The organism is Shewanella olleyana (assembly GCF_023283825.1).
GTDB lineage: Bacteria > Pseudomonadota > Gammaproteobacteria > Enterobacterales > Shewanellaceae > Shewanella > Shewanella olleyana.
The window spans coordinates 1-11,848 of the sequence record NZ_JAKILD010000013.1 but is presented as its reverse complement, the minus strand read 5'-3'; the positions used below and the strand labels follow the sequence as shown (position 1 = coordinate 11,848).

Sequence of the window (11,848 nt, the reverse complement as noted above, 5' to 3'; positions counted from 1 at the left end):
TTTGTCTAAGATGACTGCATACTTCGTCTATTGCTAATTTACTCGGAGAACGTGCCTTGAAGCAGCCCACACCAATAAGTTGGGATCAGTCAATGATCGAAAAATATAACTACAGTGGTCCACGCTATACGTCGTACCCAACGGCGCTAGAGTTTGACGATAGTTTCACTGAGCAAAACCTACTCTCTGCGATTGAAACCAGTAAAAGTGACAAACTGTCTTTATATATTCACATTCCTTTCTGTGCCAAGCTTTGTTATTACTGTGGCTGTAATAAAGTCATTACTCGTCATGCACATAAAGCAGATCAGTACATTGAATATCTTGCGAGCGAAATTGTAAAACGTGCTCCGTTATTCAAAAATTACACAGTGACACAAATGCATTGGGGCGGCGGTACACCAACCTTCTTAAACCCTGAGCAGATTTTAACTTTATCTAAGTTAATCAAAAATCACTTTAATTTTGCTGACGAAGGTGAGTTTTCGATTGAGGTTGATCCTCGTGAAATCGAACTAACCATGCTTGATACCTTAAAAGAAGCCGGATTTAACCGTATTTCTATTGGGGTTCAGGACTTTAATAAAAAAGTTCAAGTTGCCGTTAACCGCGAACAAGACGAACAGTTCATTTTCGACTTAATGGCGAAAGCAAAAGAAATGGGCTTTGTTTCAACTAATGCTGATTTAATCTACGGACTACCACATCAGACACCTGAAACGTTTGCAGAAACCATTAAACGCGTTATTGAGCTATCTCCAGATCGTTTATCAATCTTTAACTACGCTCATTTACCATCGCGCTTTGCCGCTCAGCGTAAAATTAAAGATGAAGATATGGCTTCACCACAGCAAAAATTAGACATGCTGCATCAAACCATTGAATCTCTTACTGGTGCAGGTTACCAATTCATTGGTATGGATCACTTTGCTAAGCCAGATGATGAGCTATCGAAGTTACAAAATGCAGGTAAGCTACATCGTAATTTCCAAGGTTACACGACCCAAGAAGAGTGTGACTTACTTGGTTTAGGCGTATCTTCAATCAGCCAAATTGGTGATTGCTACGCACAAAACCAAAAAGACATCCGTCCTTACTATGAGTCAATTGATGAAACAGGTCATGCCTTATGGAAAGGTTGTAGCTTAAATCGTGATGATGAAATCCGTCGCGTTGTTATCAAGCAGATGATTTGTCATTTTGATTTGGATCTCACTAAGATTGAGCAACAATTCGATATTAACTTTGAAGAATACTTTGCAGAAGATTTAAAACTTCTTCAAACATTCATTGATGACAAACTAGTTGATATTACTGACCGTAAACTAACAATTAGCCCAACAGGCCGTTTGTTAATTCGTAATATTTGTATGTGCTTTGATGTTTATTACCGTCAAAAAGCGCGTCAGCAACAGTTCTCTCGTGTGATTTAATTGCCTGAAACGAATCATTAAATAAATGATTCGTTTCAACAAAAAAACCGCTGAAATTCAGCGGTTTTTTTATGCTTATAAATTACTTAATCTGTCATTTATAACTTTGAAGCGTATAAAGCTTTGCGCTCACTATCTGATAAAAATGCCATTTCAACACCGTTACGCTGCACTTGGCTAATTTGATCATCCGATAGTTTAAGTTCAGATTTTGCGATGCGATATTCATGTTGAATATCAATATTACTGACACCTGGATCATCAGTGTTTAAACCAATTAACACGCCAGCATCGAGGAATTGATTAAACGGATGCGAGGCATAATCAGCAACCGTTGAAGTATGTAAGTTGCTTGTAGGGCAAGACTCAATACCAATTGAATGCTTAACCAAATAGTCCAACATTTTAGGGTCGTGAATAGCATTAACACCATGACCAATACGTGTCGCACCTAGTTCTTGAATGGCTTGCCACATACTTTCTGCGCCCGCAGCTTCACCTGCATGAGCAGTGATTTGTAACCCGGCATCCCGTACTCGCTTAAAATGGTCATTAAACAAGTCACCTGGGAAACCTAACTCATCACCTGCTAAATCCATTCCGACTAAATCATTGCGATGCGCAAGTAGCCCTTCAAGTTCTAATCGACACTTCTCTTGGCCAAATGAGCGAGACATAATGCCAATAAGGTTAATCTTCACTGCATGCTCTTTCATGCCAGCTTTGACACCATCGATAACAGCTTCAACCACACCTTCAATCGGTAAGTTGTGGTTCATTGCCATGTAATATGGGCTAAAACGAAGCTCAGCGTAATCGAGTCCAGAAATTGCAGCATCTGCTACATTCTCATATGCCACACGTTTTACAGCATCTAAATCGGCTAAAACTGCGACCATCCAATCAAGCTTTTTTAAAAAAGCGACTAAGCTGTTCTCTTTACCCTGGATTTGCACGAAAGGTGCAAGTGCCTCTAATGTATCTGCTGGCAGCTTAATTCCATGCTGATGTCCGAGTTCCCAGATGGTATTAACTCTGACATTGCCATCTAAATGACGGTGCAAATCAACTAATGGAATGGATGTATTGATCATTATTAACCCCTATTAATTTTCTGAGCTAAATGTGTTTTTTATATAATGAACATCTAGCAGGTCGAAGTTTAACATGCATCAACAAAAAGGTGACGTTTTTATCGCCTTAATTAGCATAATCGGTAACAACTATTTCGATTGATACTACTAGCGTGATTCTGGCTGAATTGGTATCTTGATACTCATAATTAATTCGTAATTTACTGTCGATAAAGGAATTCATCATGCGTAAGCTCATCTTGCCAGCGATTATCATGTTGGCTGTGACTGGCTGTAAAATGACAACCGGCTCAAAAGCTCAATATTATCTCGGTGATACTAAACAAACGGCAACGAAATCGAACAAACCACAAGAAATACAAAAAGCTGAAGTTGAAGATCTGGATTTAAAAACAATTATAGATAGCGCATGGCAAATCAACTTAGATTATTCGCCTCAAATGGCTTATTCCCTCGGTGATGAGTCTAAAGCGTCATTATTAGCAGACTTATCGCCTGAAACTTTAGCCGAAAAGAACTTACGCCAGAAAACATTATTGTCATCATTAAAGCAATTAGATAAAAGTAAGCTATCTAAAACCGACAAAATCAACGCCCAACTTCTGCAATATCAAATACAAAATAGTGTTGATATGTACACCTACAAAGATCATTATTTGCCCATTACTGCAGAAAGCGGCTTTCATGCTTACATCGCGTCTATTGCCAATACCCCACTCAACACCGCTGAAGACTATCAACATTACTTAGATAAGTTAAATGCATTACCCACCTATTTTGCACAGCAAACGTTTTGGCTAAAACAGGGCTCTATTAATGGAATCACTCCAGCTAAAATCACTTTAGATGGTTTTGAGGACAGTATTAGTGCCTATATTGTCGAAGTAGAAGACAGCGGCTATTACAAACCTTTCACTGATTTTCCTGACCATTTTTCAGAGCAACAAAAAAACCAATTAGCAACTGAAGGTAAAAAGGTGGTCACTGAAAAAGTATTACCGCTTTATCAGCAGTTCTATGACTTTATGACTCAAGAGTATATCCCTAATGCGCGCACTTCTATCGCTGCTAAAGATATGCCTAATGGTGAAGCCTTCTATCAAAACAGAGTTGAGTATTACACCACTGTAAACATGACGGCTGATGAGGTTCACCAACTTGGATTAAAGGAAGTTGCCAGAATTAGAGCCGAAATGGAGCAAGTTATTGCAGATGTTGAATTTGACGGCTCTTTTGCTGAATTTCTACATTTTCTAAGAACCGATCCGCAGTTTTACCCTAAAACAGCTGAAGAGCTGCTAAAAGAAGCGGCTTATATTGCTAAAAAAGCAGATGCTATTTTACCCAAATATTTTGCAACATTACCGCGAACGCCTTATGGGATTAAACCGGTTCCGGCTGAAATCGCGCCCAAATACACAACCGGTCGTTATTCTGGCTCAAACCGTGATGATGAAGCGGGTTATTATTGGGTAAACACCTACGCATTAGATAAGCGCCCACTTTATGAAATGGAGGCACTGACTTTACATGAGGCTGTCCCTGGTCATCATTTACAAATATCACTCAATAAAGAGCTAACTGACTTACCTAACTTTAGACGTTATAGCTATATCTCAGCTTTCGGCGAAGGCTGGGGTTTATATTCAGAGTATTTAGGGCTTGAAGCTGGCTTTTATCAAGACCCTTACAGCAACTTTGGCCGTTTGACCTATGAAATGTGGCGAGCAGCGAGACTCGTCGTTGATACAGGCATGCACACTAAAGGTTGGAGTCGTGATAAAGCAATCGACTTCATGGCAAGTAATACCGCGTTATCGATGCATAACGTGACCACCGAAATCGATCGTTATATTTCATGGCCAGGGCAAGCACTGTCATACAAAATAGGTGAACTCACCATCAAACGACTACGTGATAAAGCAGAAACAGAACTAGGTGAAGATTTCGATATTAGACTGTTTCATGATGCTTTACTGCAAAATGGTTCAGTGACCATGGAAATTCTAGAACAAAAAGTTGATGAGTTTATTAAAGAGCAAAAAGCAGCTTAATCGTAAATTTCAGGAATAAAATGTTGGCTGAAACTATTTTCAGTCAACATTCCTCAATCAACCCCATCTCGTACTTTATCTAAAACTAGATAAATTAGTTTGCTACACTGCTCCATTCTCAATAAATGATTTCAAATAAACCATTACTAACTAAAGGTGAGCATTGTGCTTTTTTCGTCAGAAGATCAACTAAACAACGATGAACAACAAAAGTTCTGGCAATCAGTCACTCAATCTAAACTCGAAAAAGATAATGTTTCACTTGCCTATGCTTACATCAAGCACACCGACAATACCAAAGCGATTGTCATTAGTAGCGGACGTGTCGAAAGTTACCTTAAATATAAAGAATTGATGTTTGACCTGTATCAGCATGGATATAGCCTCTATATTGTTGACCATCGTGGCCAAGGCTTATCATCCAGAATTACTGACAACCCTCATCAAGGACATATTGATAAGTTTCAAACCTACATTGACGACTTAAACGACTTCATAGAGAAAGTTGTTAAACCTGAATCACATAAGGATTTGTATCTAGTAGGACACTCAATGGGGGGAACTATCGGTACGCTTTACATGGAGCAATTTCCTGCCACCTTTAATGCCGCGGTATTCTCAGCGCCGATGTACGGGATAAAGCTGCCATTCAAAAAAGCCTTTATTCGTTCTCTCGCCTCGCTACTTGATACTTATACTGATAAGCAACCGAATAAACAACCTAACTATGTATTAGGTGGCACTGATTACGAGCCAGTAGAATTTACTAAGAATCATCTGACAAATAGCCCAACTAGATACCAACAAATATTAGATGTATTTCAACAGAACCCAAATATTCAACTCGGTTCACCAACCAATCATTGGCTAGTTGAAGCCATGGATGCTGCTGATAGAGCAATAAAAGCTGCAGCTTTAAGTATCAAACCCATCATGGTTTTGCAGGCTTTAGATGATGCTATTGTTGATAATGCTGCGCAAAATAGAGCTGAAAATGACCATTGTCAAATCCGTAGAATTAACAACTGTCAGCATGAAGTGTTTATTGAAGCAGATGAAGCCCGTAACCAAGCCTTGCGCACGCTAATATCGTTTCTAGAACAACATTAAGCAATGAAGTATAAAGTTACCATTCAGTTTTAACTAAAAGGCACCTTCCACACCACGCTCAGAGTCAACTCTGACTCTAACAGGTGCTTTATATCCTGCTGCGTTAAAGGTCGGCTAATCACATAACCTTGGAATAAATTACTTTTTAATTGAGTTAACGTAGTTAGCTGCTGACGATCTTCAACCTGCTTTACCACTGCAGGATATTTCAGCTGATTCGTCAATTGTATTAACGAAGTGAAAATATTACGAGACTCTTCAGATATCGCAATATCTTTAATGTAGTTTGCCGCAATTTTCACTTGAGAAAAGTGGATTCCATGAAATCGGTATAATGGACATAAGCCAGAGCCAAAATCGTCCAAAGCAATTCGGATACCTGAACGTTGCAAACATAGAATCTTATCTTTAGCCGCCGCTGCATTGATTGAGAAAATATCCTCAGATAACTCTAACTGTACCAGTTCAGGACTGATTTTATGTTGTTTAATTCTGTCTTGGATCACTTGTACAAACATATCTTGATGGAAGTGTCTTGAAGATATATTAATAGAGAAACAAGGGCATGTGATCTCTGTTTTTTGTAAGTTTTCGATGAATAAGCACACTTCATCAAGCATCCAGAGCTCTAGTTCAAAAATAGAATTAGAAAGTTCTGCGACAGGTATAAATTGTTTAGGACTAATAAAGCCAAATTCAGGATGATACCAACGCATCAAGACTTCAACGCTCTCAGTATTACCATCGATATCAACCACAGGTTGATATACCAAAGACATTTGTTTCAGCTTAATGGCTTTCTTTAACTCTTGCTGCAGCTTTTGCGGCTCATGATGACTTCCATCCAACTGCAAGCTGTGCAATACACACGTATTTGTTTGGCTTTCTATTGCCTTACCAAGGGCTTTATCAGCTCGAGAAAGTAGCTGACTTGGTTCTAATGATTCTTTACCGTCGAATACCACCATGCCCACTTTAGTGAATACTGAAACACTTTGTCCTGACAATGTAAAACTTCTACCAATAACTTGCCGTACTTCACTTGCTAATGATAATGCTCGCTTGTTTGCATGCTCTAGGCTGCTGCCTAAGTTTTTGGCTGAAATAACAAATTCATCATCACCTAAACGGCTCAGTAAACAGCTCCCTGAAAAAGTACCTGCTAATCTAGCAGATATCTGCATTAACAGCCGATCACCTAATTGCTCTCCAACGGCTTCGTTTACCAATTTTATGTTACTCAAATTAATCAGCAACATAGTACAATATTGATTGGACTTACGAGCAAACGCCTGTAAATCAAATAGCTCATTAGCTAACGCTTCTCTATCAACAATGTCAGAAACACCCACATGGCTTTGACGTTCCACGGTTATTTTCTGATTTTTAAGCTCTAAAGTTACATCAGTAATAGAGCCTATCATCCTAATGGGTTTACCGCTCTCATCCCATTGAATTACTTGTCCTCTATCCAACACCCAAATAAAGTCGCCAGCTTTATTTTGCAACTGATGCACACTTTCATAGTGACCCGTTTTGCCAGATAAACAATCATCAATGGTTCTTAGGATCGTGTTTTTCTCATCTGGGTGTAAGCGAGTTTCCCAAGAGTCATAACAATTCTCTATCTCTTCTGGTCTAAAACCTAAAATTTCTTTCCAGTTATCAGACATGAATACTTCGTTGGTTTCTGTATTCCAATCCCAGATGCCATTGTTATTTGCACTGATGGAATATAGCCAACGCTGTTCAGAGTTGCTGACTTTTTGATTATTGTCTATAAGTCGCTTTTCAACCTTTAATAGGGAGTCACCTAAGTTATAAACTTCTTCAACTAAACAATTAATTTTAGTCTTATCGGGATTTGACTGAAGTACATTATTAGCTCTAGCTGTAAGTTGCTTAATAGGCCTTATCAGCAACCAATATAATGCATAGCAAAAGAAAATAACCAACAGACCACCAATCCCCCAAATATAAATAAACCTTTTTTGGAGCTGATCAGAAGCATCTGCAATTAAAGATGAAATATCATATTCGAGGTAAATCACGTCTACTGCACTGGAATAACTATATTTAGCAGCAGTATTTACAGGGTAGTAAGCCTGAATAGAGAGTCGATCATAGTTAATATTGAAATAGGCTTGTTCTGCCACTACCACTTCTTGATGACGTTCATCAGAATAGCCTTCAATCACATCCTTAGCGTTACTCTCACGCCAAATGACATGGTTTGCGAACTTGATCCTACTGGAAGCATCCAATATGACATAAACCATCATATTGCTATCAGTTGAAATAAGGGAAACTTCTTGCTCGATTCTGGTGATATCTTGAATTGCTAACGCTGATTCAACCACATGAATCATTCTAAATAAGTCTTTTTGGATTTGCTTAGATTCGTTTTCAGCTAATTCCGAACGTAATTCCTCTTTTTCATAATAAAACTCACCACTCACTAATAGTAAGTAGAGTGAGCATAAAAAAAATGGCACTAAAAAAGATAGTGAAAAAGAAGGTCGTTTTGGCAAAATAACACCATTATTTGTTAATAAGATTGTATCGCATGAGTAACATACTAGAGACCACAACAATCAACAACCTTAAATAGCTTTTATAGTAAAACATAGGTCATTTGTCTGATAAATAAGAGTATTCAGAAACAAACTCCACATATCTCAATTGTAATTTTGAACCTATAAGTAAAAGTAACTTGAATCAAAAAAGAGTTAGTTCATAAACTATTTAAGAGTTCCCCCATCAACTTCCGCAATGACTCACACTTATATGGGCATGATGACCACAAGCTTATTTATCGAATAAAACCGTTCGCATATTTACTTCTCAAATCCCAGATGCCAAAAAGCCCCTTACGTGAGCAGCTTGCTATCTAAAATTAGATGCTTGTCATTATCCCAGTAGGGACGCATGGCCATATCACACACTGCTATTACAGGTGATGGGACATAGAGTTAGCAGCTAATAGTCCTAAACTTAACGCTAAATTCAGACACAAAATGTATGGTCCGCCTCGTTATTGCAAATGATATTTTCGATAACGAGGTTGGTTTGCGCTAATGTATTCGGAGTCTTCATTAGGTGCTTTACCACCCGCTCCACGATGAGTTCCGCGCTAGATTGTCCTCAAAAAGCCCAAAGCATAATGGGTTGCTGTTTTTTGTGTTAGGTCTTCAATCTAGTGGTCTGACCGTTCTGCCATCTTCTTTATCATCTGCAAACTCGGGTTAAACTCTTATTTCAAATGCTTGTCTGGTCGATAACACTGACCACGCTATTCGAACTAGCTTATTCGCCAAAGCAACAACGGCGAAATTAAATGGCTTCCTCGCTCTTAGCTCAAGTATCCATTCTCCAAATACACCCACCGCAACTTCTGGCCTTGATAAAATCGACCGAGCCCCATGAATGAACAAGGTTCTCAGCGCTTTATTGCCCCGCTTACTTATTCCCAATAAGGTGCTTTTCCCACCTGTTGAGTATTGATGTGGGACTAATCCTACCCACGCTGCTCACTGCCGCCCATTTTTAAAGTGACCCGCATCTGAGATATCGGCTAAGCACTGACTCGCTGTTAAATCTCCTACACCTGGAATAGGTTTCAGCAATTGAGCGTCTTCGCTCTGCTCGACAAGCTGTTTCAGCTTTCTATCTTGTCCTGCAATACGCTCATTAAGCTGTCCATAGTATTCGTGATGCTCAATCAACTCCTGCATTAGCAAACTGGGAATAGGCTCTTTATTATCGGCAAGCCACTGAAACAACGCTTTCATCTTACTATGCCCTTTGGGAAAGCTCATGCCAAACTCAAGCAAGATAGCGCCAATACGGGACATGCACGCTGTGCGCTCTTTTACGTAACTAGAGCGAATGCGTTGGATCACTGAGATAACCTGAGCGGTTTCAGTTTTCACACCAACAAAGCGCATCGATGGGTGCGTCGACGCTTCGGCTATCGCATCGGCATCAATATAATCATTTTTATTGGTTTTAACGTAAGGTTTAACATATTGAGGAGGAATGAGTTTAACCTCATGACCGAGGCTTTGGCATTTTCTTGCCAACCAGTGAGAACCACCACATGACTCCATGGCAATCGTCGTTTTGGGCTTTTGTGACAGAAATTGAATGAGCTTTGAACGGCTCATGTGTTGACGAAATTGTTCACGACCGGTGTGGTCATGCCCAACAAGATGAAAAGTAGATTTGCCTAAATCAATTCCAATGACTTTAATAATAGACATGATGGTTCGCCTCTTTGATTGCCAAACCTTAAGTTTAGCTTAGGGGTGAGGCGGACCATCTAATTAAGCCCGTTACATTATCAACGGGCTTTCTGCGCTCTTATAAAGAGAAATTGGGCGCTTTGACAATAGCCTATTTTCACATTGGCATACCGACTACACTATCAGATGTTGATATAGCTTTATGTCTTAACTTGGCCCTAAATTTCAGGCACAAAAAAGCCCGTTACATAAGTGACGGGCTATCTGCTCTCAATTAAGAGAAATTAGGCGCTTGATAATGACTGACTTTTACATGGGCATATCGACCACACTATCAGCTGTTGATGTGTCTAACCTGCTGCTTATTTTCTTCAGGCAAAGAAAAACCCCGCTACATCGTAGCGGGGTTCGTCGTATTAGGCGCTTGGCAATGACCTACTTTCACATGGGGAGACCCCACACTATCATCGGCGCTATTGCGTTTCACTACTGAGTTCGGGATGGGATCAGGTGGTACCACAATGCTATTGTCACCAAGCAAATTCGGTTGTTAATCGCTGTCGCAATTAACGAAATTCGGAAAGCTGTTGTTCTTTGAGTTTTCGAGTACATGGATGTACTTGATGTCATAAATGCAGGAGCATTTTATGACCATACTTTATTAAGCGCTTTATTCTTCACTAAGGTCACGCAATAAATCTAGTTACCACACTTGATGTTGCCATCAAAACCCATTTGGGTTGTATGGTTAAGCCTCACGAGTCATTAGTACAGGTTAGCTCAACGCCTCACAACGCTTACACACCCTGCCTATCAACGTCCTAGTCTCGAACGGCTCTTTAGAGGAATTAAATTCCTAGGGATGACTCATCTTAGGACTCGCTTCCCGCTTAGATGCTTTCAGCGGTTATCGATTCCGAACGTAGCTACCGGGCAATGCTATTGGCATAACAACCCGAACACCAGCGGTTCGTCCACTCCGGTCCTCTCGTACTAGGAGCAGCTTCCTTCAATCATCCAACGCCCACGGCAGATAGGGACCGAACTGTCTCACGACGTTCTGAACCCAGCTCGCGTACCACTTTAAATGGCGAACAGCCATACCCTTGGGACCGACTTCAGCCCCAGGATGTGATGAGCCGACATCGAGGTGCCAAACACCGCCGTCGATATGAACTCTTGGGCGGTATCAGCCTGTTATCCCCGGAGTACCTTTTATCCGTTGAGCGATGGCCCTTCCATACAGAACCACCGGATCACTATGACCTACTTTCGTACCTGCTCGACGTGTATGTCTCGCAGTTAAGCTGGCTTATGCCATTGCACTAACCGTACGATGTCCGACCGTACTTAGCCAACCTTCGTGCTCCTCCGTTACTCTTTGGGAGGAGACCGCCCCAGTCAAACTACCCACCAGGCACTGTCCCGAACCCCGATAAGGGGCCGCGGTTAGAACATCAAAACTACAAGGGTGGTATTTCAAGATTGACTCCACTCCATCTAGCGACGAAGCTTCAAAGTCTCCCACCTATCCTACACATGTAGGTTCAATGTTCAGTGCCAAGCTATAGTAAAGGTTCACGGGGTCTTTCCGTCTAGCCGCGGGTATACGGCATCTTCACCGCAATTTCAACTTCACTGAGTCTCGGCTGGAGACAGCGTGGCCATCATTACGCCATTCGTGCAGGTCGGAACTTACCCGACAAGGAATTTCGCTACCTTAGGACCGTTATAGTTACGGCCGCCGTTTACTTGGGCTTCGATCATGAGCTTCTCCGAAGATAACCCAATCAATTAACCTTCAAGCACCGGGCAGGCGTCATACCGTATACGTCATCTTGCGATTTTGCACAGTACTGTGTTTTTGATAAACAGTTGCAGCCACCTGGTATCTGCGACTGCCAGCAGCTTAG

At 40.6% G+C, this 11,848-nt stretch carries 5 protein-coding genes, 2 rRNA genes and 1 pseudogene; 3 read left to right on the top strand and 5 right to left on the bottom strand.

Features of this window, described 5'->3' with window-relative positions; translation table 11 throughout:
* The first annotated feature begins 56 nt into the window (after nucleotides 1-56).
* Entirely contained in the window at nucleotides 57-1,433 is a 1,377-nt protein-coding gene (hemN, locus tag L2735_RS10740; RefSeq protein WP_283104608.1) for an oxygen-independent coproporphyrinogen III oxidase, read from the top strand.
* Nucleotides 1,434-1,531: 98 nt separating this feature from the next.
* Here hemN and add read toward each other — a convergent pair whose 3' ends face one another.
* Nucleotides 1,532-2,527, bottom strand: a complete 996-nt coding sequence (gene add / locus L2735_RS10735; RefSeq protein WP_248984703.1) for an adenosine deaminase — start codon at nucleotides 2,525-2,527, stop codon at nucleotides 1,532-1,534.
* A 224-nt stretch (nucleotides 2,528-2,751) separates the two neighbouring features.
* On the opposite strand from add, the gene L2735_RS10730 reads away from it, so the two are divergent.
* The gene (locus L2735_RS10730) at nucleotides 2,752-4,581 is read left to right on the top strand and encodes a DUF885 domain-containing protein (protein ID WP_248984702.1); all 1,830 of its coding nucleotides are present in this window, start codon (nucleotides 2,752-2,754) and stop codon (nucleotides 4,579-4,581) included.
* A 165-nt stretch (nucleotides 4,582-4,746) separates the two neighbouring features.
* Nucleotides 4,747-5,691 carry an alpha/beta fold hydrolase gene (locus L2735_RS10725; RefSeq protein WP_248984701.1) on the top strand — a complete coding sequence of 315 codons (945 nt, stop codon included), beginning with the start codon at nucleotides 4,747-4,749 and terminating at the stop codon, nucleotides 5,689-5,691.
* 29 nt (nucleotides 5,692-5,720) lie between these two features.
* Here L2735_RS10725 and L2735_RS10720 read toward each other — a convergent pair whose 3' ends face one another.
* From L2735_RS10720 to L2735_RS10705, 4 genes and pseudogenes are all read right to left on the bottom strand, one after another.
* Entirely contained in the window at nucleotides 5,721-8,222 is a 2,502-nt protein-coding gene (locus L2735_RS10720) for a bifunctional diguanylate cyclase/phosphodiesterase (protein ID WP_248984700.1), read from the bottom strand.
* A gap of 714 nt (nucleotides 8,223-8,936) precedes the next feature.
* Nucleotides 8,937-9,953, bottom strand: a pseudogene (locus L2735_RS10715) (IS110 family RNA-guided transposase).
* Nucleotides 9,954-10,357: 404 nt separating this feature from the next.
* A 5S ribosomal RNA gene (gene rrf, locus L2735_RS10710) occupies nucleotides 10,358-10,473 on the bottom strand.
* A gap of 206 nt (nucleotides 10,474-10,679) precedes the next feature.
* Nucleotides 10,680-11,848: ribosomal RNA gene (locus L2735_RS10705) — 23S ribosomal RNA — on the bottom strand; the annotation flags it as partial.

Coding starts and splice junctions, on each gene's coding strand:
- L2735_RS10730 (WP_248984702.1), top strand. CDS start 2,752: ATGCGTAAGCTCATCTTGCCAGCGATTATCATGTTGGCTGTGACTGGC.
- add (WP_248984703.1), bottom strand. CDS start 2,527: ATGATCAATACATCCATTCCATTAGTTGATTTGCACCGTCATTTAGAT.